This is a genomic window from Ruegeria sp. Alg231-54, from assembly GCF_900143525.1.
Classification (GTDB): Bacteria; Pseudomonadota; Alphaproteobacteria; order Rhodobacterales; family Rhodobacteraceae; genus Ruegeria.
Genome location: NZ_FREZ01000024.1, coordinates 101,926 through 122,397, shown reverse-complemented (window position 1 = coordinate 122,397; position 20,472 = coordinate 101,926). Strand labels below are relative to the sequence as shown.

Below are 20,472 nucleotides of genomic sequence, written 5' to 3'. Positions count from 1 at the left end.
TCTCMTTTTCCATTCKCTGCGTGGGGCATAAACTGGCAAGAAGCGGACAAAACCGACCTTGGGTTTTTTGCCTTCGCTGGCGCAGCATCACTTTGCACGTGCGGCGGGTTTTTTGCTGCGTCGCAGTCCAAGTCGCGGAAACGGCCTTTCCCAGCTGGCTTCGAAGGCCTGATCCAAACCGCGCTTTCGCTGCATGGTGGTTGGACACGAAAGACGCGGACTAAACCGTCGTTCGTTCAATGCCCGCTTCGGTGAATTCATCCGGTTTCGGATACTTCAAACAAGGTATCCAGTATCGGACAGTCTGGCACATCGCCACGACTGCATTCTGCCGCCATCGCTTCCAGCGCGTCCTCTAACCGATGCAGGGCCAGTATTTTCTCTTTGACCGCCGCAAGGTGATTGACCGTCATGCTGTGAACCTCACCGCAGGTGAAGTCGCGTCGATCCACCATTTCCAGCAAGGCTCGGATTTCTTCAATGCTAAACCCGATCTCACGCGAACGCTTGATGAAGGATAGGCGCTTGAGCTGGTCGTGATTATATTGCCGGTTGCCGCCCGCTGTTCTGTCGGGTTTTGGCATGATCCCAATTCGTTCGTAGTATCTGATCGTCTCGATGTTTACGCCCGTGTGCTTCGACATTGCACCGATTGGATAGCCTCGCGCATTCGTGAACTCAGCCATCGAAAACCCCCTTGCTTCTGTAGTTGCTACAGATCGTATCTTGCATCTCGAAACTTGAAAAGCGGGTTCTTGAATGAATGACGTAATTGATGTCGATCTCAAACAGGTCGGCCCCGAAACTAAAAAAGCCCGCATGATTGCGGCTGGTGGTGTCCTTGGTGCTCTTGCAGCATCAACCTGCTGCGTTGTTCCATTGATCCTTTTCAGCCTTGGCATTTCCGGTGCATGGATCGGCAATCTGACAGCACTTGAACCTTACAAGCCTATCTTTATTGGGCTTACACTTGGATTCCTCGGCTATGGCTTCTGGATGGTTTATCGCAAACCCAAGGCCTGCGCGGATGGAGAAGCCTGTGCGCGGCCACTTCCTAATCGGTTGGTCAAATTCGCGCTTTGGGTATCGACGGTTCTCATCTTGATTGCGTTGTTTTGGAACTGGATTGCGCCCGTCGTTGCACCCATTCTTCTTGGTCTGTGAAAGGAACCATTATGAAACTCCACACTCCCGTCTTAGCCCTCATCGGCCTATTGGCCGCTTCTTCCGTTTTTGCGGGAGAGCAAACCGTGACATTCTCGGTTCCCGGCATGAATTGCCCGAGCTGTCCCTTTATCGTTGAATCAGCGATGGGAAGCGTAGAAGGCGTCACGCAAGTAACGGCGGATGCTGACACGCTGACAGCCGAGGTCGTCTTTGATGACACCGTTGTGAGTGCTGAGGATATTGCTCTCGCATCAGCTGCAGCCGGATATGAAGCTGATCTTGTCGCTGTACCATCCGGTTCCTGATCGCCTCCAATGAAAGACGGATCGGCAGGTGGCATCCTTGCATTTATAGTTGCGGCCCCGGTGGTCGTGATCTGCTGCGGCGGACACGCCGCTGTCCTTGCATCTATGTTGAGCGGGGCTATCGGTACAGCAACCGGCCTTGATATTCTCACCACCCTGTTGATCGCTGTTGGAGTTGGTGTCGGCGTTCTTGCTATTCGGACGATTGTTCAAAGCCGTCAGAACGGAGACGCCAGAGACAGAAATACAAAGGAAACCTCGTGAACAACAAACTTCTCAAGACAGGCATTGTCGGCACAGTGATAGCTGCGCTTTGCTGCTTCACACCCCTGCTCGTTGGCCTTCTTGGTGTCGTTGGGTTGTCTGCTGCTGTCGGCTATCTCGATTATGTTCTCATGCCTGCTCTGGCGGTGTTTGTCCTCATTACGATCTACGCGCTGATCCGCCGCGCACCAAACACCAATTCCTGAAAGGCTGCTCCATGTCAGATTGCTGCACATCTCCCAATACTGAAACTGACACCTTTGACCTTGTTGTAATCGGCGCGGGTTCTGCCGGTTTCTCCGCCGCTATTACGGCAGCGGATGAAGGCGCGCGTGTCGCCTTGGTTGGATATGGAACGATTGGTGGCACATGTGTGAACGTCGGCTGTGTGCCTTCCAAGACCATGATCCGCGCCGTAGAAACGCTGCACACTGCAAAGGCGGCCAGTCGTTTTGATGGTATTGAAGGCTCTGGCCAAGTCACCGACTGGAAAGCGATGATCGCACAGAAACAGGCGCTGGTTGATGATCTGCGCGCCGCGAAATACGTCGATGTGCTGCCAAATTACGAGGCCGTGACCTATGTTGAAGGTCAGGCCGTCTTTCAGGAAGATGGTTCGATTCAGGTCGGCGAACGCAACCTGAAACCCGCAAAGGTCATCATTGCGACCGGATCATCCCAACATGTTCCTGACATACCTGGTTTGGCCGAGATTGAATGGCTGGACAGCACGTCGGCCTTGCAACTCGATCAGCGGCCTGCGTCCCTAATGATTATGGGCGGCGGATACATCGGTGTTGAAATCGCCCAGGTCTTTGCGCGGGCGGGTGCGACCGTCACAATTGTGACCCGACGCGGGCTGCTCCCTGATGCCGAACCAGAAATTAGTGCGGCTCTCACGGAAGCCTTTGCAGACGAAGGTATCTCGGTTCTCGATGGGCTGTCCTATGATCGGCTGGAAACCACCGAGACGGGAGTACGTCTACACGCCACTCGAAACGGTCAGCCCATGACTGTTGATGCACAAAGGCTAATGCTGGCGACGGGGCGTGTTCCAAACACCAGATCACTGGCGCTTGATGTTGCCGGGATCGCCACGGATGCGCGAGGTGGCGTTGTGGTTGATCCTGCGATGAACAGTTCCCGCGACGGCGTCTATGCTGCTGGCGACGTGACTGGTAATGATCAGTTCGTCTACATGGCGGCCTACGGGGCGAAGCTGGCGGCGAAGAACGCCATGAACGGCAACTCGCTGAGCTATGACAATAGCATCATGCCCTCCGTGGTCTTTTCTGATCCCCAGATCGCCAGCGTCGGAGTAACCGAGGCGCAGGCCACCGCAAATGGCCATGAAGTCGTAACATCTGTGTTGGGTCTTGAACATGTCCCGCGCGCACTCGCGGCTCGCGACACCCGTGGTCTCATCAAACTGGTGGCAGATAAGCAAAGCAAAAAGCTGCTTGGGGCCCATATTATCGCACCAGAGGGATCAGATACGATCCAGACCGCTGCGATGGCTCTGAAAATGGGCATGACCTACGATGACTTGGGCGACATGATCTTTCCCTACCTCACGACTGTAGAAGGGCTGAAACTGGCAGCGCAGACATTTGAGAAGGACGTGGCAAAGCTGTCTTGCTGCGCCGGATAATGAATACTCTTGACCGCAGCCCCTACCTGGACTGGTCAGACGTGGCTGACCCCGTCGCGGATGACGCGTTGCGATCCCTCTTGACAGAAGAACGGATGCGTGACCGGTGGTTCGATCTGTCGAAAGAGACACGGTCTGTTCACAGGCTAATTCTTGAGAGTTTTATCCAACGTGCTCGGCCACCAACGCCACAGGAATTATCAGAGTTGCGGTTGCCAAATTTGCAAACCAAGGACGTGTTGGATGAACTGGATCGTCGCGATCTGATTGTGTTTCGGCGGGGCGCAATCCAATCTGCGTATCCGTTTTCGGCGAGCGAGACTTTGCACACTGTCGAACTGGCCGCAGTACGCAATTGGACAGTTTGTGTTATCGACGCGCTCGGAACCGCAGCAATGCTCGGAAAAGCTGCAACTGTTCGATCAAGTTGCCCTATCTGTGGCGAGAAAATAGAAATCTACGTATACAAAAACGGGCTCTCGACAGATAGGATTAGTCCCTCTGGCGTGGTTATTTGGGCAAGTGTTGCAGAGACGGAAGGGTGTGCTGCCGACACGCAATGTCAGTCAATGCTGGCGTTTTGTTCAGACGCTCATCTCGAAACTTGGAAGCCTGAAGGGGTGATTGGATTTCAACTTACACCGCACCAGGCAATCCAGGTTGGAGCTGCCATTTTCAAGCCGTTTCTACGAACAAGTGTTGGCTGAGCGCCGCGTCTATGACAGCTATCCAAGGCTCCTTCATAGCCACCGTTTGGACATTCGATCAGAGTAGCGCAAAGTCTGCATGTCTCGAAAGGCTTGCCGCCTTTTGCTGATGCAGCATTCGCTTGCGCAAAAAATGTAGCACTCGGAATTCGCTTTTCAGACGGATGGAAGAGCCATTGTTGGTCATTTCCGAGAGTTTGCGGTTAGGTCGATTTTAAGAAAGATTCATCACTCTCAAACCGTCATTTGCACGACCCGCCCGTGAGTGGTTATATTCCACAGACTTGGAACCAAGGTTTCGACGGAGCGCACTGAGATACAACCGCCGCAATTTCAAAGCGAGCCTGATTCACGTTCCGTGAATGCCCTGAACACGCCGAGGGTTTCCTCGCTGACATGATGTTCGATACCTTCGGCGTCGTGCTCAGCCACATCTCTTGAAACGCCCAAGGCAACCAGGAAATCCACAACGATCCGATGACGTTTCCGGCACGCCTCAGCCAATTGACGTCCCGCCTCCGTAAGACGGAGCGAGCGGTAAGGTTCATGCTCGATTAACCCTTCGCGTTTTAGCCGGGACAGGTTCTTTGAAACAGTGGGTTGTGTCACACCAAGGCGCTCAGCAATTTCCACCGGTCGCGCTGCGCCCCTCTCATGGATCAGTTCGGCAATAAGCTCCACATAATCCTCAACCATTTCGCTTTGATGTGCCGTACGAACCGCTTCGAATCCACTGGCCTGATTGTCGATCTTGCGGTCGGCGTCCTGTGGAGTGCTGTCGGTCATTGGGCTCACGATTACGTTATTGGCCTTCCTTTACGTGTATGCATTGCATCGCGCGGCTTGACAACGGCCTGCTGGTCACGAATAAGTTAGACAAGGCTAATAATTGTAGACGGGGCTATGAAGAATCTAATTGCATCCACATTCCTCGGGTTGTTGCCTGTCATGGCAGGTGCCACGGCAATCGAAGAGGCGCCGTGGGCACCGCGGGCAGCTGCGTACCGATTGACCTTGTTCATGGGAAACCTGAGCCCGGTTCCGTGGGACAAGATCGAACAAAGCTGGATGTCGCCGCCCCTTGGCAGTGATCTGCAGATTGAAGCGATTTCGCGCGTTTCCGAAGCCGAGGCGCAAGCGATCGGTCGCGCACTGGATTCCGAAGACCGCCAGGCGCTGTTCGAGGCCAGCACAGCAGCCATCGCAAGTGGAATTCTGCGGCATCTGGATGCAGCCAAGGCGGCGCTTGGCCAGCCCAAAGCCGCATCGGAGGTGTCTCAGGCTGCCGCCCTGTTCCGCGCATTTGAGGACGGCATCAAGGCCGCCGATGCACAGGCTGCACGTGATCTGGGGCGGGCCTGGCTGGTTTTGAACTCTTCCCTTGGTAGCGCGGGCGTATTGGGTAACGGTGCGCAGAACGTCGATGCCGATAGATTTGCCGAGGCGCACAGTGTTGTAGCCGACTATATCCGGGCGAATTACCTTCCATCGGAGTTTGCTGAACGAAAGACGCTAACGCCAATCCCGGAGACAGTGGTTCGAAGCGGAACGCCTGTCACACTTCCCGCCACCCTTCCGCCCGGATCAAACATCGCCGATCAGCGCCAACTGCCCCGGTTGGTGCTGCAATTCGAAGAAGCTGGCGAGGACGAAGCCAACCTGCCGCTGGTGGCTTTTGGCGACATGCTGTTCGATAGTCCTGAGATTTTCGGCGGTCCCGCACGCGAGTTGGGGATTGCCTGTTCCACCTGCCACAACCGGTCGGATGTGAATCGAGATTTCTTCATTCCCGGCCTGTCCTCTCATCCGGGGGGTATGGATGTGGACGGATCGTTCTTCAACCCGATGTTCAACGACAGGGTGGATGACCATCTGGACACGCCATCGATGCGCGGTATCCGGTTCACGGCACCTTATGGCCGGGACGGGCGCGAGCCCAGCCTACGCCGGTTCATCCGCAACGTGATCGTGACTGAATTTGCCGGAAAGGAACCGACACCCTTCCAATTGGATGCGCTGGAGGCTTACGTCAAACAGTTCGACTTTCTGCCCAACCCCAAGATTGACCGGGCAGGCAGGCTGACCGATCTGGCATCCGATGCGGCCAAACGCGGAGAGGTATTGTTCAACACCGAGTTTGCCGGTCTGGGCGACAAGGCCTGTGCATCTTGTCATACGCCGAACCGCCAATTCCGCGACGGGTTGACCTATGACATCGGCAGCGCCGAGCCTCCGTTCCCGGGCGGTACACCAACCGCGTTCGAAACACCGACGCTACGCAACGTCAATTTCACCGCGCCTTACATGCACGACGGATCATTGCCAACTCTGGCCAGCGTAGTGGATTGGTTCAACGACACAAAGCAACTGGGGCTGGATGAGGCGCAACGCGCCGACCTGAGCGCCTATGTCGAGGCCGTGGGGGATGGCGAAGAGCCGTATCAGGTATTCGATGGTCGCGACAGCGTATTCCGGCTGTCATGGGAAGAGCTGACCACCTTCGCAAGCACGTTGGATACCCTGTTGCCGATGCAAGATGCCGAAAACATCGCGCTGCTTGTCGACACGGTCGCCCCCGATCTGGCGGCGGATGCCAGTGTCATGGTCAATCAGACCTCCAAGCCGGAAATCTATGAATTCTCCAACATTCTGCGGGCAGTCGGCGATGCCAGCGCCAACGGCAACTGGGGCGAGGCAAACCGCCAATGGGAATTGTTCAAGGTCATGCAGGCCGAAATCGACGAAAGGATGTTTTGATGGTGTCGCGTCGCAACTTTCTGGCCACGGCCACGGCCATGCTCGCCATGCCTGCGATGGCGGCGGCCAATCAGGGTCTGAAACTGGCCTTCATCCCACAGGAGAACCCTGAGAAGCTGCTGGGAGATATCAAGGTCATCACCAAATGGTTGACGGATCAGATGGGCGTCCCAGTCACCGGGTTTGTCACTTTCGACCATGCCGCTGCCGTCGAAGCCCTGCGCAATGGCGATGCCGACATCTCTTTCATGGGGGCGCTGCCATTTGTCTTGGCCGAGGATCAGATCGGCGCCGTGCCGCTACTGTCTGAGGTATATCGCGGACAGCCCAGCTATTCCGGTCGCGTCTTTGTGCGTCGCGACAGCGGGATCGAAACGTTGGCAGACCTTGAGGGGCGCGATATTGCCTTTTCCGATCCGGTGTCGGAATCCGGTTACATTTATCCACTCGATCTGTTCGTGCGTGCCGGGCTGTTTACCGGCACGGGCGATGCTGACAGCTTTTTCGGTCAGAAATTTTTTGCAGGCGGTTATCAGCAGGCGATGCAGGCCATGGCCAATGGGCTGGTCGATGCGGCAGGAGCCAGTCAATACGCTGATCTCTACCTGACCCCGGATCAGCAGGCCGAGGTCAAAGTGCTGGCTGAATCCGAACAGATCCCCAGCCATGCGGTCATCGCCCGCCCTGACCTTGACGCAGGATTGCAGGCGAAATTCGTGGATACCATGCTGCGTCTCAACGAGGCCGAGAACCGATATCTGTTGGCCTATCTCTTTGGCCCGGATGGTTATGTTCCTGCCGACCCGACCGTATATGACGGCGTGCGCGAGACCGCGCGGCGCTATGGATTTCTGAAATGACCGCCGTCATCGCACTCGACGCGGTGTCGCACTGCTTTGACGGTGAAGCGGCGTTGACCAACCTGTCGCTTTCCGTGCAACCGGGTGAAAGCGTTGCGTTGCTCGGGCCATCCGGTGCGGGGAAGTCCACGATGCTGGCGCTGCTGGATGGTCGGCTGCGCGGTTGGCAGGGCCAGGCCAGTGTGCTGGGCAATCAGCTGTCAGCAACAAGGTCTCCGGCGCGTGAGATCCGTGCCGACATTGGTTTCATATTCCAGGAATTCGCGCTGGTCGACAGGCTGAGCGTCTATCAGAACGTAATGAACGGGCGGTTGGGCCGGATGAAAAGCTGGCCTGCGCTTTGGGGCCGCTTTGGCGAGCAGGACCATATATGCGTCACCCGGGCGCTTCAGGATACTGGCTTGTCCGATCTGGCGCATCGGCGTGCAGATCGGTTGTCGGGCGGTCAAAGACAACGCGTAGCGATTGCCCGCTGTCTGGCGCAGGACCCCGAACTGATCCTGGCGGATGAACCGGTCAGCAATCTGGACCCCGCTCATGCCGAGCGCATTCTGGGCCTGATCACCGGCGCGGCGCGCAGTCGCGGGATTGGCGTTATCTTCAGCTCGCACCAGCCCGACCTGTCGCGCCGGTTTGCTGACCGCATTCTGGGCCTTCGTGACGGTGAGATCTTGTTCGACAAACGGTCTGGTCGGGTGACAAGTGAAGATACCGACGGGCTGTATCACGGTGCCAGCGCCGCAACAGGGTTGCGCGTGGTCAGCTGATGGGCCGGTCCGTCATTTGGGGCGCACTGGCGCTGGCGATCCTGTGGTCGCTGACCAGCGCCGACATGGGGCTTGAAAAACTGCCCGGTGCCGGGCCGCGCCTGACTGAGTTTCTGGGGCGCATGATCCCACCGGACCTCTCGATCTGGCCCGAGGTGCTGAGAGGTCTGGCCGAAACACTGCGGATCGCCATCCTCGGCACTCTCTTTGCCGTTATCCTGTCCGCCGGGTTGGCCGTTCTGGCCGCCGAAACGCTGGTGCCTCCGGCCATCTGGCGTCCGGTGCGTGGCTTGCTGGCGGTGATCCGATCTATCCCGCTTATCCTTGTTGCCATGCTGATGGTTGGTGCGGTGGGGCTTGGGCCCCTGCCCGGCATTCTGGCCATCACCTTTCACGCCACAGGCATGTTGGCCAAGTTCTATTCCGAAGCCATCGATAACGTCGCCGCCGCGCCGGTGGCCGCGCTGGAAAGCGCGGGTGCCAGCCGAACGCAGCAACTACGTTGGGCGATCTGGCCGCAAATGGCACCGGTGATCCTGCGTGACACCGTGTTCCGGTTCGAGCTGAACCTGCGTGAAAGCCTGATCCTCGGCATCGTCGGTGCGGGTGGCATCGGCCTCTATGTCCAGACTTACGTGCGTTCGTTTCAATATGACAAAGCTGCAACCGTCACGTTGGCCATCGTTGGACTGGTGCTGCTATCCGAGGCCCTGAACACCGCCTTGCAAAAGCGGTTTAGCTAACGTTCCTGACCTAAGCGACGGTTCAGTTTTCTCTGATGTCCAGTTAACTTGCACAAATTCAACCTGACGGCACCAGTCACAAGGCAGTTCAAACACACTGAAAATACGCGAAAAACACGGAGAACGGTAACCCGGAAACAAGATTTGCAGCATGATTCCGCTCCCATTAAGCCGATCTAAAGAACAAGCCTGATTATTTTAGAGACTGGTGCTACTGATACTCAGAGAACTAGGGACCTTCTTCCAAACGAGCGGGGTATACGATGGTCAATTGTATCGCGAAGCGGGCTTTTTGTTGTGCCGGTCAGTTCGTATTAAGTATTGTGACCATTGCTGGAATTGCGATTGCCGTTCCGTCGTCGACTTTTGCAAATACCCTTCTACACGAAATCAAAGCGATCCCCGCCCCGACAGGGGCCAGGGAGCTTTGCCAAAGCTATCCGTGGGCCTGCGACCGATCCACCACTACCAGTGTCCTGGACACCGCCACCCAACTCAGGTTAGCGGCTGAAGTTAATCGCGAGATAAATCGGAAAGTACGCGCGGTTTCAGATCAAAACCAATACGGTCGCAAAGAAGTCTGGACGTTACCAACGGCTCGCGGCGGTGATTGCGAGGATTTCGCACTTCTGAAGAAAAAGGAACTAATTCGCATTGGTCTTGCCCCATCCAGACTGTCAATCGCAACCGCACTAGATAGGCGGCGGAACTCGCACGCCGTTTTGATCGTCCGAACAAAGAGTGGGGACTATGTGCTCGACAATCTGACAAATCAGATGAAACCATGGCAAGACACCGGATATTCGTTTCTTCGTATGCAAGATCCCAACACGCCGTCTGGTTGGACAAGGGTCATGAGGGGCGGCGTCTTTCCACCTTAGATCCTCTCACAGAAACATCTTTGCCTATTGCTGTTACGTCCACAATTTCGGAGTTGGCGCGACGGTCAAAAACCGTTGACCCACACTGCGACTGGAATCTGTTGGTCTCCGCTTTCAGGGGGGCAGGTAGGCATGGCTATGATCGTGGCGATCATGTGGCATCGTGTTTTTCTCCGTGCGAATGCGTTGCCGCAATTCGGGCTATCATTTTCCCGGACCGGAGGGCGCGAACGCGCGCATTCATCCAATGTCGGATAACAAAACGGTATAGCCAGCCTTGCACACGACCGAATTCCTGCGCGTGATCGGTATAAAAGGCGTCGGGCGTAGCAAAGACGCCGAAATCCTGCACGATGCCAGCTTTTTGAATGTAGGTGTCGTCACCTTTCCAATTGACCTGAGGCGCACTCAGGCACTCGGTGCCCACCCCATAGCCACACAAGCTTTCGGTCTTGGCAAAGGTCTGCTGCAGTACGCGCAGAAATATCTCGTCCAGAATGAACCCTTCGAGGTTCAACCATGACTCGTCGGCCTCAACTTCGACCCAGGAATGGACGATTTCTTGTGGAACCAATGGGTAGACAAGCTCAGGCACTACACCACGCTGCAATTGCTTGTGGATTGTAAAGCCGTGCAAGCGGCATCGAATACCCACCCCGCGTAAAAGCGCCATCAAAAGCGTACCCTTGGTGTTGCATTGCCCATACCCATCGGCCAGTACATCCGAAGCGGGGATATCATCGGCGCGGTTGTAGCCGAAGGCGATCTCATTTCGCACGAAGTCATAAATCGCGCCGATGCGATCTGTTTGCGGTAGGTCGCGCCAGCGACGATTGGCGATGAGCGCGGCAATGGGCCCAGCTTCAAAATCCAGTAGCGGCGTGGCCGTAAGAAGCGGATCGTTGGCAGCCATAATATCTCTCCACGAATCGTTTGAGAGATGTTTAATTGCTCCAGTCACTGTAGGTTCAAGAAGTCTTTCATACGGTCTCGAGTTCGTCTTTCGACGTCAGGCGCCGATTTCTTCGTGGTTGGTCAGGCATTCGGAATGATCGCGTAATACTTCGAGAACACGGCATTCAGATGTGTTGCCGCCGCTGCATTCGTGCACCATGCGTTGAAGTTCGGTACGCAGTGCTTCGAGGCGGGCCATTCTTTGCTCGACCTGTTTGAGTTGCCGACGCGCGATGGAGTCTGCCTCTGCGCAAGAGCAATCCGGATTGTCACTCAGATCAAGGAGCTCACGGATCGCTTCCAGTGGAAAGCCTAACTGACGCGCATGTCGAATAAAGGACAGACGATCGAGTTCGGCATCGCCATAGCGCCGCTGCCCCCCTTCTGTTCGGCCAGGCTCCGGCATCAACCCGATCTGCTCGTAGTAGCGAACCGTCTGAACCTTTGTTCCAGTCTTTTTCCCAAGGGCACCAATCGTAAGCACATGAGTCTCCATAAAAAGGTACAGTGACTGTAGATTTAAACGCGGCGGCCGACAAGTGAAACGGCATAAATTCGCCGACCCCGTGACACCCCGCCGCAGACACCAAAACCGTATTGAACCTCTAGCTGCTAGAGCATGTACATGCGCATTCAGATACAAGAATCAAAGCAGGCAGTTCACGTTGAAACTGACTAAGTTCCAGAAACTCCTATGGGCTGTAGCAGGAGTCGCCACGGCGGCGTTTGTCTATCTGATGCTGTGGTCTGACTACAGCGCCAGCCAAAACCAAACGAGCGCCGCGGCTTTTAGCGCCAAGTTCGAATTGACCGATCATTCGGGCGTCACACGATCTGAAAAAGACTATGCCGGACGTTGGATGCTGGTGTTTTTTGGCTTCACAAACTGCCCGGATGTCTGCCCAACGACCCTGTCCGAGGTCGCGGCCGTCATGGACAGTCTGGGAAATAGGGCGAAAGAGGTCCAACCTATCTTCATCTCCATCGACCCCGAGCGGGATACACCTTCGGTCCTGGCCGAATATGTGCCGCTCTTTGATGTAGGCATTGTCGGCCTGACCGGCACGCCTGAGCAAATCGCGCAAACCTCCGAGTCTTTCCCGATCTTTTACGAACGGATCGAGGAAGCCTCGGCACCCGATGGGTACACAATGGGGCACACGTCGCATTTGTTCCTGTTCGACACACAGGCAGATTTTGCCGAATCCTGGCCTTACGGCACACCCGCCGAAGACATTCTGGCGGATCTGAAACAGAGAATCTGACAACAATGACCCGATTGACCAAAGAAACCGCTCTCGGACTGGCCTGGATGCTGGCGCTGCTTTCATCGCTTGCCGTTTTGTTCATCGGCGAGGTGCTGGGACAAACGCCTTGCCTGCTCTGCTGGTTCCAGCGCGCCTTTATGTTCCCATTGGCCATCATTCTTGGGCTCGGCCTGTGGTGGCAAGACTGGCGCGTCGGTCGATACGGGGTCGCGCTGGCGATTGGCGGCGCGGGAGTGGCCTTGTGGCACATGGGCCTTTACGTCGGTCTGATCCCTGAAAAAATACAGCCCTGCACCGCAACGGGACCGTCCTGTACGGATGCGAACCAATTGGTCTTTGGCATCCCGATCCCGCTGATGGCACTAGGTGCGTTTGCGCTCATCGGCGTGCTGTCCGCCCTTTCACTCAAGGAGATACAAGAATGAACAGACGTGGTCTGATCCTGTCCGTTCTCGCGCTCGGCGCCGTCGGTTTCGGCGGCGGTGCGTGGTACGTGACCCAGTCTAAGTCCGCAGGCGCTGCCGATTCAGTCGCGCCTGAAATTGCTGAAACACTCATCCGGCCGTATTCCCCGATACTTGGCCCGGAAGACGCCCCCGTGACCATAGTCGAGTTTTTCGATCCGGCCTGCGAAGCCTGTCGCGCATTTCATCCGGTCGTGAAAGACATCGTGGCACAACACGGCGACGCAGTGCGCGTCGTTATCCGTTACACCCCTTTCCATGGCGAAGCGTCAGAAGAAGCGATCCGCGTGCTGGAAACCGCGCGGATGCAGGACGTTTTCGAGCCGGTGATGGAAGCAGTTCTGAGAGAACAACCCAGATGGGCCGCGCATGGCGCACCCGAACCGGGTTTGATCCTGCAGATTGCAGCATCGGCGGGTCTGGATGTCGAGGCGGCAAAGACGCAGATGCGCGCGCCTCAGACAACGGGGCTACTTAATCAGGAACGTGCGGACGTTGCGGCTGTTGGCATACAGCAAACCCCCACTTTCTTCGTCAATGGCAAGCCACTCGATCCATTTGGTGAAGCCGAGTTGAGACGTCTGGTCGCGGCAGAAGTCGCAGCGGCGCAAAGCTAATCACGCGTGTGAGCAAAATCATGAAACTCCAACGGAAGAAGACCGCACTGGCAAGCGCCTTTGCCCTGAGCCTCGGTCTTTCAGCGCCCGTTCTGGCTGGGGCCGACGAAATTGTTGTTGAAGACGCCTGGTCTCGCGCATCGATCGGAACCAACCGCCCGGGCGCGGCCTATATGACGATCCGCAACACCGGCAACGAGGCAGTCACAGTGACCGGCATCCGCACAGACCTAGCAGAGATGCCGGAAATTCATCAGACCTCGACCAATGAACAAGGGGTCAGCTCCATGGGGCCAGCCGGGAATATCGAGATTGCCCCAGGTGCCTCGGTGGCACTGGAGCCCGGCGGATTGCACGCCATGCTGATGCGGCTCCAACGACCGATGACCAAAGGCGAGAGCTTTGCATTGACTCTGATCTTTGCCGATGGCGAAGAGATGTCGGTCGAGGTGCCGATTTATGGGATAGCGGCGCGAGGGCCAGAAAACTGATGCAGCGCAGACGTCTGTTTCAGATGGGTGCGGCTGGTATCGGCGTGCTGGGTCTTACGCTTGTTGCGGGCTGGTGGCAGGTGGACGGCCCCGGTGCACCCGACCCTGATCCGCTGCGGCCGCTTTCCCTGTCGGCGATGGACTTCCGTATGACCGACCACGAAGGCAACGCGGTAAACCCGCGAACGCTTACCGGTCGCGCAAGCATGGTGTTTTTCGGCTTTACCTATTGCCCTGACGTCTGCCCGACCACGCTGTCTGATATCTCGGACTGGCTTGACGGGATGGGGGATGATGCTGAGCAACTGAACGTCGTGTTCATCACCGTCGATCCCGCACGCGACACCGTCGACGCCATGGCCGACTACGTCAGCTATTTCCACCCGGCCATCCGCGGATGGGTCGGTCAGCCCGAACAAATCGCCAGAGCCGCTAAAGACTTCCGAGCAGCATACGAGAAGGTCCTGACAAATGATGGTGATTACACGATGAACCACACCGCCAGCGTTTTCCTTTTCGGCACTGACGGCCAGTTCGTCAGCACCATCGACTACCACGAGAAAAGGGAATTCGCGGTCCCCAAAATTCGCCGCGCAATGAAAAGAGGAGCGAAAGAAACGTCATGAAAACAAAACATTTGGCAGCGGCTGCCGGTGGTGTTTCGATGGCAGTCGCTGCGGTCTTCGCTCTTACTCCAAAAGAACCTGCAACGCGGGCTCCTGTAGCAGCAAGTTTTCAGCCCCCGGAATACCCCGAGCTACCGCAAATTGACGCGACGCCTACAATGGACGTGGCGGCCAGCCGTCTCGAGTCCTGGCCAGATATGAAACCACCTGTTGTCCCCGCATTGGCAACGGTTGACGACCCCTTGCCAGCCATTGATCCACCTTTGAAAACCTGGTCACGCGAGATTGAGTCCGGTGAAACCCTTGATGCAGTTCTTGCCGAGGCCGGACTCGATGCGGCTGACCGCGCCGAGATCGCACTGGCGCTGGGAGCAGAATTCGACTTGCGTCGTCTGCGCCCGGGCCATTCGATCGCGCTTACCCGAACGCCCGATGGCCGCCCGCTGCGCATAACACTTGCGGTTGATGACGGTGTCCGCGTCGAGGCAGTCTTTGGCCAATCTCTGGCCACGCGGGTTGTGACCCCTGAGCCTGACACCGTAACGATCGCCGGAAAGACGATCATCGAAAGTTCGATTGCAGCAGCACTGGATGATGCAAACCTGCCTGCGCGATTTGCGGTGGATCTGGCCCAGATGCTGAGCGGTACGGTCGATTTCAGGCGCGAGCTCAGCGGCGGCGAAACGCTGCGCCTGCTCTGGCGCGAAAAACGTTTGGATGACCAAAGGATCGGCCAGCCGGACCTTGCCTTTGCGGCGCTGGAGATGGGTGAAACGCTCTACGAAGTGGTCTGGCCGGATGACAGCAGCGGACGCGCCACAATCTATGTTGATGGCGAGTTGCTTCGTGTGTTTGCACAACCTGTCGAAGGTGCACGTCTGAGCTCGGTGTTTGGCCGGCGCAAACATCCGATCTACGGCAACGTGCGGATGCATACCGGTGTCGATTTCGCCGCCGCGCGGGGCACTCCTGTGCATGCTACAGCGCCTGGTCGGATATCCTATGTCGGGTGGCGCGGGGGATATGGCCGCGTGGTGGAAATCACGCACGGGTCGGATACGGTCACACGCTACACTCATCTCAGCTCGGTCACCGATGACCTGTCAACAGGTCAACGCATAAAGGCTGGCGAAGTGATCGGACGCGTGGGGTCGTCTGGAACTGCGACCGGGCCCAACATGCATTATGAGGTGCTGGTCGACGGACGACCAACCGATCCGCTTGCAGATGACCGCCTCGCTGAAATCACAGGTGACAAATCTGCGGACACTGCCGCGCAGGAACGGCTGACAGTCGCACGAGCCCAGCTTGAGGAGCATCTTTCGGAACGGGTTACGGACAGGCTCTGATCCATTCGACGTCCCGCTCGGCAACACACCTCAAGTAACTTACCTTGCTATGTGTTGATGACGGCCCCGATCTTAATTCAGAACACGAAAACCGAGGAAACGAGGATAGATATGATGGCAATTGCGGGCGCCTTGGGTGGTGCAATTTGGGGCGGCTTACTGGCCAAACGGAGAAACGGAAACCTTGTTGACATACTTCAATACGCAACAGGATACGGTATCGCATTTGGCCTGCTTGCCTTTTTCGCTTCGCTTGCCATTTTGCGTCTGGTTTCCTAGCGCAGCTCTTGCTGCTGCGGCGGGATGGAACGCCCCTTCAAGAAACCGCTTCGAAGTGTAGTGGCCTTTGCGGTTCACATCGTTGCCAGTATCTGGTGAAGCTCTTTTTCGCTGAATTCTTTTGAGAGTTCACGCCTCTGTCAGGCAAGAATGTAGATGGGCGTTCCGTCGGGTACCATTGCGTAGACCTCTTCGATCTGGCGGTCTGTGATTGAGATGCACCCGGCGGTCCAGTCTCGCTTACCCATCGGATCAATACCTCGTCGCGGGCCACCATGAATGAAGATGTCACCTCCCGGCGACTTACCCAGCGCCTCAGCAAAAGCGCGGTCTGCTTCATTCGGGTATGAGATACCAATGGACAAATGGAACAGACTGTCCGGATTTCGCCGGTCGATGACATAAGCGCCTTCGGGTGTTCGCCCGTCGCCCTCGAACTGCTTGTGTCCACTTGGCGTGAAGCCAAGGTCGACCGGATAGGTGCGCAACACCCCTTCTGCTCCATCCAGAACCAGTAATCTCTCCGACTTGTACAGGCGAAGCCGTGTGACTTCTGGCCCTGTGTAGGAGCGGAACTTATTCGCGCATCCCGACAGGAAGGCGGTCACACCGCCCAAAAGGAAAAATCGTCTTGGAAGTTTGCCAACCATCACTGCTCTATGCCTCTTTTTAGAGGTCTCCTATGTGGATTTGATACCACGAGGTCAGAACCCGATCAATGTCCATGCGCCACAGCGCGCTCCACCAGAGGTTCGCTGACCCTTTGTCCTCCACGCGGCCCAGCCTTGTCTTCTTCTGCCCTCAGCAGGCGTAATGCATTGGCCACAACCAGCAGTGACACCCCGACATCTGCCGCGATTGCACCCCACATTGAAGCCATGCCTACACTCGTGAGGCCCACGAACACTGCCTTCGTCGCAAGCGAGAAACCGATGTTCTGACGGATGATCGACATGGTCCGGCGCGAATGTCCGATGAGCCACGGCACCTTGCCGATATCATCCGTCATCAGCGCAATATCCGCCGTTTCGATCGCAGCGTCCGAGCCGACGGCCCCCATGGCGATGGCATAATGCGACCGCGCCATGGCCGGCGCGTCGTTCACGCCGTCGCCGATCATGGCAACCATCTCGTGATGCTCGGCTAATTCCTCGATTGCCGTCACCTTGTCGTCGGGCAACAGTTCGGCGCGCACCTCGTCGATGCCAACCTCGGCGGCCACAGCCCGAGCTGTGCGCTCGTTGTCGCCTGTCAGCATGACAATCGTTTTCACGCCCTGCGCGTGCAGCTTTGCCACAACATGTTTGGCGTCAGGCCGAATACGGTCGCGCACTTCTAGAACACCCGTGACCCCGGTCTCGTCACCGACAACCACAAGCGTACTGCCCGCGCCTTCGATCTGGTTACGCAGACCGGTCGGGATGGCATCACCAAATCCCTTCTCGGTGGCAAAACGATCCGAGCCCAGCCAGACCGAGCGGCCCCCGGCACGGCCTTCCAGACCCCGGCCCGGTATTGTGCGAGTATCTTCTGCGGCAGAAGCCGTAATGTCCTCGGCCTCGGCCCGTGTCAGGATGGCACGCGCCAGCGGGTGCGAGGATCGCACTTCAAGGCTGGCGGCACTTGCCAGCAACTCGTGCTTGGACGCGCCACCTAAAGGGTGGACAAGCGCCACCTCTGGTTCGCCCATGGTAATGGTCCCGGTCTTGTCCATGGCCAGCGCCGTTGTCCTGCTGGGGGCCTCGATGTAGGCACCGCCTTTGATCAGCACCCCGGCCCGCGCCGATGCGGTCAGTGCCGCGACGATGGAAACCGGCGTCGAGATTACCAGCGCGCAGGGGCAGGCGATAACCAGCAGGACCAGCGCGTTATAGATCCAGAATCCCCACGATGCCCCAAAGGCAAGCGGCGGAATAAGAGCGATGGCAACCGCGACGATCATCACGATTGGCGTATAGATACGGGCGAATTTGGTCACCCATTGTTCAACCGGCGCACGCCGGGCATGGGCATCACCGACCATGCGGATGATCTTGGCCAGTACCGTGTCCCACGCGGCCTTTGAAGCGCGCACCGTAAGGGTGCCTTCGCCGTTGATAGTACCGGCATAGACCTCGTCGCCCTGTTCCTTGGGCATCAACGCACTTTCACCGGTGATCGGTGCCTGATCGACGGCGCCAGCACCGTCTATGACCTCTCCGTCCAGCGGAATGCGATCGCCCCCTCGCACAATGAAACTGTCGCCGACAACCACTTCGGCCGCCGGAACCACCTCTTCCCGACCGTCCGGTCGCAGCACCAGCGCCGTCGGTGGTGCAAGATCAAGCAGCGCCGAGACAGCATTACGCGCGCGCCCGACACTCCAGCTTTCCAGATAAAGAGAGAGCGAAAAGAAGAAGGCAACGGTTGCGGCCTCGAAAAACTCGCCCAAACCGATTGCGCCGCAGACGGCAACAACCATCAGCAGGTTCATGTCAGGCGAAAGCCGCCGCGCCGAGGACCAGGCCTTGGGTGCCACCAGCCAGACGCCAAACAGGATTGCAACGGCGAACAACGCCGCCTCAGGCAAGGGCATCTGCACGTCGCCATGTCCTGTAAACAACCCGAGCGCACCACCCATTCCGGTTTCGACCAGATGCCACAGGAAACCAGCCACCCAGAACCCACCACTGAGCATGGTGAAACGTCGCTGCCGCGCGATATGCGCCGCCTGATCTTCGGCGGCATTCTCATCGTCCCAGGGCTTGGCACTCATCCCGGTGCTGGCGACCAACTGCTCGATCTCGTCATCAGAGATTCTTGCTGCAGTTTCAAGTAACGTCATCCGTCCGTTGATCACATCGAACGCGATATGGTCTGTTCCACCGACCTTCGGTCCGACGACTCGGTTCAGGATCGCCACCTCTTCGGCGCAGTCAAGACCGGAGACCTGAAAGCTTCGGCCATTGACGGGAGCTGGCACGGACGGCGCCGCATCTGCGCTGGCTCCGCCACCACAGCAATGTTGGCCTTGTTTGGCATCATGATCACGATTGTGATCGTGGCTATGGCTGTCGGACGGCATGAAAATACCTCAAGATTCTCCGTGGTCAGAAACAGATAGTCCCTACAGCAACTAGAGCTTCAAGGCCAAAATCTCGGTAATTTCCAAAATGTCTGCTGTCTCGTAGAACATGCCGACGCCATTGCAGCTTGCGGGCCATCAACACCGGTGCGACCTTTCCGGCAACGAATCGAAATATTGGTCGGAAAAAGCTACATGCAGAACAAAAATATTCTAGCTGTCGTTGCAGCGCTGTCCGTCACCGCCGGGTGTTCCTCACAGTTTGATGCGGAAAACCAGATTGGAAACCTGCCGGATTCCATTGTGGCCCTTGCTGCTCCGGGGCAGAACTTGGCGACGGCACGCCTCGTTCCTCAAGACAATTGTTATTGGTATGCGCATAGCGGGCCGGTCGAGACTACCCTGGTACCGTTGCGCGCCACAAATGGCGGCCCGATTTGTGTCGCACGCAAAGCGTGACAATCGGGCGGTCGCCAATTCGCTTTCGGTGGCCATTACGTTTGTGCGGTAACGCTGTCCTCGGCTGAGTATAGATATGCGGTCGAGCCGACTTTGACGTTCGGATAAAGATCGTTGATATGCGCCATGATCATGCGGACGCAGCCAGAGCTTGCACGTCCGCCAATGCTTCTGGGTTGCGGCGTGCCATGGATCCTTAAATAAGTATCACGGTCGCCAACGAACAAGTAAAACGCCCGGGATCCCAATGCATTGGACGGCCCGGGTTCCATCCCATTCCTGAATTCCGCGTATTCCGGATTGCGCTCGATCATGGACGCTGTTGGTGTCCAGTGCGGCCATTCAACCTTGCGCCGGATCGTATACGTTCCCGGCTCGTACAGATTGCCACGCGCGATAGCGACGCCATAACGCATCGCCGTGCCGCCCTCTTCGATATGATAGAGGTAGCGCGCCACCGCATCGACATGAATATCACCAGGCACCAGGCCATCATTCGCAGTGACCCGCCGCGGCAGAAAACGTTCGTGTACACCCCAAGGATTTGTAGTGGCGGCATTATATCCAGGCGGTGTGACCCGGGCGTCCCAAGCGGACTTTTGCGAACCCGTTGGCCAAGTCTTAGCCAACAGCGGGCTAGATACCGACGCTGAAAACAGCGCAATGGTTGTTTGTATGAAATGGCGTCTCGTCAGCATGGCCTCGGTCCAAATCTTCAATCATGTTCTACTGGCTCAACAGTCCAGCAATCAAAGGATGACCATAATGCCTCTAGCAGCTAGAGCTTCAAGTGGTTTCT

Annotated in this window: 26 protein-coding genes; 19 read left to right on the top strand and 7 right to left on the bottom strand. The window is 57.0% G+C overall.

The features are described 5' to 3' along the window. Positions 1-255 (top strand): hypothetical protein (locus DHN12_RS24990; RefSeq protein ID WP_234416772.1); only part of this gene is annotated, 255 nt, incomplete at its 5' end. A 2-nt stretch (positions 256-257) separates the two neighbouring features. Here DHN12_RS24990 and DHN12_RS23600 read toward each other — a convergent pair. Then, positions 258-686 (bottom strand): helix-turn-helix domain-containing protein, encoded by a 429-nt coding sequence (locus DHN12_RS23600; protein ID WP_108862384.1) that lies wholly within the window; start codon positions 684-686, stop codon positions 258-260. A 73-nt stretch (positions 687-759) separates the two neighbouring features. Here DHN12_RS23600 and DHN12_RS23595 point away from each other — a divergent pair, with 73 nt between their 5' ends. The 6 genes from DHN12_RS23595 to merB are packed head-to-tail and all read left to right on the top strand — an operon-like array spanning position 760 to position 4,094. After that, positions 760-1,164: a mercuric transporter MerT family protein gene (locus tag DHN12_RS23595; RefSeq protein ID WP_108862383.1), complete on the top strand. Its 405-nt coding sequence runs from the start codon at positions 760-762 to the stop codon at positions 1,162-1,164. An 11-nt stretch (positions 1,165-1,175) separates the two neighbouring features. After that, positions 1,176-1,472: a heavy-metal-associated domain-containing protein gene (locus tag DHN12_RS23590; RefSeq protein ID WP_108862382.1), complete on the top strand. Its 297-nt coding sequence runs from the start codon at positions 1,176-1,178 to the stop codon at positions 1,470-1,472. 9 nt (positions 1,473-1,481) lie between these two features. Beyond that, on the top strand, positions 1,482-1,736 hold the full coding sequence (locus DHN12_RS23585) for a hypothetical protein (RefSeq protein ID WP_108862381.1): 255 nt from the start codon (positions 1,482-1,484) through the stop codon (positions 1,734-1,736). Continuing rightward, a complete protein-coding gene (gene merF / locus DHN12_RS23580; protein ID WP_108862380.1) occupies positions 1,733-1,942 on the top strand; it encodes a mercury resistance system transport protein MerF in 210 nt (69 codons plus the stop codon). Before DHN12_RS23585 ends, merF begins: the two co-directional genes overlap by 4 nt. Positions 1,943-1,953: 11 nt before the next feature. After that, a complete protein-coding gene (gene merA / locus DHN12_RS23575) occupies positions 1,954-3,387 on the top strand; it encodes a mercury(II) reductase (RefSeq protein ID WP_108862379.1) in 1,434 nt (477 codons plus the stop codon). Beyond that, complete coding sequence (merB, locus tag DHN12_RS23570; RefSeq protein WP_108862378.1) at positions 3,387-4,094, top strand: organomercurial lyase; 708 nt, start codon at positions 3,387-3,389, stop codon at positions 4,092-4,094. The genes merA and merB overlap by 1 nt, the downstream gene beginning before the upstream one ends. A gap of 333 nt (positions 4,095-4,427) precedes the next feature. Here the strand turns inward: merB and mntR are convergent, their stop codons facing one another. Further along, complete coding sequence (gene mntR / locus DHN12_RS23565) at positions 4,428-4,880, bottom strand: manganese-binding transcriptional regulator MntR (protein WP_108862377.1); 453 nt, start codon at positions 4,878-4,880, stop codon at positions 4,428-4,430. A 117-nt stretch (positions 4,881-4,997) separates the two neighbouring features. Between mntR and DHN12_RS23560 the strand changes: the two genes are divergently transcribed. The 5 genes from DHN12_RS23560 (at position 4,998) to DHN12_RS23540 (ending at position 10,102) form a co-directional block, all read left to right on the top strand. After that, a complete protein-coding gene (locus DHN12_RS23560; RefSeq protein ID WP_108862376.1) occupies positions 4,998-6,851 on the top strand; it encodes a cytochrome c peroxidase in 1,854 nt (617 codons plus the stop codon). Then, the gene (locus DHN12_RS23555) at positions 6,851-7,711 is read left to right on the top strand and encodes a phosphate/phosphite/phosphonate ABC transporter substrate-binding protein (protein ID WP_108862375.1); all 861 of its coding nucleotides are present in this window, start codon (positions 6,851-6,853) and stop codon (positions 7,709-7,711) included. The genes DHN12_RS23560 and DHN12_RS23555 overlap by 1 nt, the downstream gene beginning before the upstream one ends. After that, positions 7,708-8,478 (top strand): phosphonate ABC transporter ATP-binding protein, encoded by a 771-nt coding sequence (locus DHN12_RS23550; protein ID WP_108862374.1) that lies wholly within the window; start codon positions 7,708-7,710, stop codon positions 8,476-8,478. Before DHN12_RS23555 ends, DHN12_RS23550 begins: the two co-directional genes overlap by 4 nt. After that, positions 8,478-9,221, top strand: a complete 744-nt coding sequence (gene phnE / locus DHN12_RS23545) for a phosphonate ABC transporter, permease protein PhnE (protein WP_108862373.1) — start codon at positions 8,478-8,480, stop codon at positions 9,219-9,221. Before DHN12_RS23550 ends, phnE begins: the two co-directional genes overlap by 1 nt. Before the next feature lie 263 nt (positions 9,222-9,484). Continuing rightward, the gene (locus DHN12_RS23540; protein WP_108862372.1) at positions 9,485-10,102 is read left to right on the top strand and encodes a transglutaminase-like cysteine peptidase; all 618 of its coding nucleotides are present in this window, start codon (positions 9,485-9,487) and stop codon (positions 10,100-10,102) included. Between the two features lie 151 nt (positions 10,103-10,253). On the opposite strand, the gene DHN12_RS23535 is transcribed toward DHN12_RS23540, so the two are convergent. Both DHN12_RS23535 and DHN12_RS23530 read right to left on the bottom strand, forming a co-directional pair. After that, positions 10,254-11,015, bottom strand: a complete 762-nt coding sequence (locus DHN12_RS23535; protein WP_108862371.1) for a transglutaminase family protein — start codon at positions 11,013-11,015, stop codon at positions 10,254-10,256. A gap of 96 nt (positions 11,016-11,111) precedes the next feature. Then, positions 11,112-11,540 carry a helix-turn-helix domain-containing protein gene (locus tag DHN12_RS23530; RefSeq protein ID WP_108862370.1) on the bottom strand — a complete coding sequence of 143 codons (429 nt, stop codon included), beginning with the start codon at positions 11,538-11,540 and terminating at the stop codon, positions 11,112-11,114. A 181-nt stretch (positions 11,541-11,721) separates the two neighbouring features. On the opposite strand from DHN12_RS23530, the gene DHN12_RS23525 reads away from it, so the two are divergent. The 6 genes from DHN12_RS23525 to DHN12_RS23500 are packed head-to-tail and all read left to right on the top strand — an operon-like array spanning position 11,722 to position 15,871. Continuing rightward, positions 11,722-12,321, top strand: coding sequence for an SCO family protein (locus DHN12_RS23525; protein ID WP_108862369.1), 600 nt, complete (start codon positions 11,722-11,724; stop codon positions 12,319-12,321). Between the two features lie 5 nt (positions 12,322-12,326). Beyond that, positions 12,327-12,749: a disulfide bond formation protein B gene (locus DHN12_RS23520; protein ID WP_108862368.1), complete on the top strand. Its 423-nt coding sequence runs from the start codon at positions 12,327-12,329 to the stop codon at positions 12,747-12,749. Next, a complete protein-coding gene (locus tag DHN12_RS23515) occupies positions 12,746-13,405 on the top strand; it encodes a thioredoxin domain-containing protein (RefSeq protein ID WP_108862367.1) in 660 nt (219 codons plus the stop codon). Before DHN12_RS23520 ends, DHN12_RS23515 begins: the two co-directional genes overlap by 4 nt. A 20-nt stretch (positions 13,406-13,425) precedes the next feature. Further along, positions 13,426-13,896 (top strand): copper chaperone PCu(A)C, encoded by a 471-nt coding sequence (locus tag DHN12_RS23510; protein ID WP_108862366.1) that lies wholly within the window; start codon positions 13,426-13,428, stop codon positions 13,894-13,896. Further along, complete coding sequence (locus tag DHN12_RS23505) at positions 13,896-14,522, top strand: SCO family protein (protein ID WP_108862365.1); 627 nt, start codon at positions 13,896-13,898, stop codon at positions 14,520-14,522. The genes DHN12_RS23510 and DHN12_RS23505 overlap by 1 nt, the downstream gene beginning before the upstream one ends. After that, entirely contained in the window at positions 14,519-15,871 is a 1,353-nt protein-coding gene (locus tag DHN12_RS23500; protein WP_199913577.1) for a M23 family metallopeptidase, read from the top strand. The genes DHN12_RS23505 and DHN12_RS23500 overlap by 4 nt, the downstream gene beginning before the upstream one ends. Positions 15,872-16,290: 419 nt before the next feature. Here the strand turns inward: DHN12_RS23500 and DHN12_RS23490 are convergent, their stop codons facing one another. Beyond that, the gene (locus DHN12_RS23490) at positions 16,291-16,800 is read right to left on the bottom strand and encodes a L,D-transpeptidase family protein (RefSeq protein WP_199913576.1); all 510 of its coding nucleotides are present in this window, start codon (positions 16,798-16,800) and stop codon (positions 16,291-16,293) included. 65 nt (positions 16,801-16,865) lie between these two features. Then, positions 16,866-19,214 (bottom strand): cation-translocating P-type ATPase, encoded by a 2,349-nt coding sequence (locus DHN12_RS23485; protein ID WP_108862362.1) that lies wholly within the window; start codon positions 19,212-19,214, stop codon positions 16,866-16,868. 195 nt (positions 19,215-19,409) lie between these two features. Between DHN12_RS23485 and DHN12_RS23480 the strand changes: the two genes are divergently transcribed. After that, positions 19,410-19,673, top strand: a complete 264-nt coding sequence (locus DHN12_RS23480; protein WP_108862361.1) for a hypothetical protein — start codon at positions 19,410-19,412, stop codon at positions 19,671-19,673. Positions 19,674-19,708: 35 nt separating this feature from the next. Here the strand turns inward: DHN12_RS23480 and DHN12_RS23475 are convergent, their stop codons facing one another. Continuing rightward, on the bottom strand, positions 19,709-20,371 hold the full coding sequence (locus DHN12_RS23475) for a L,D-transpeptidase (RefSeq protein WP_108862360.1): 663 nt from the start codon (positions 20,369-20,371) through the stop codon (positions 19,709-19,711). Between the last annotated feature and the right edge of the window lie 101 nt (positions 20,372-20,472).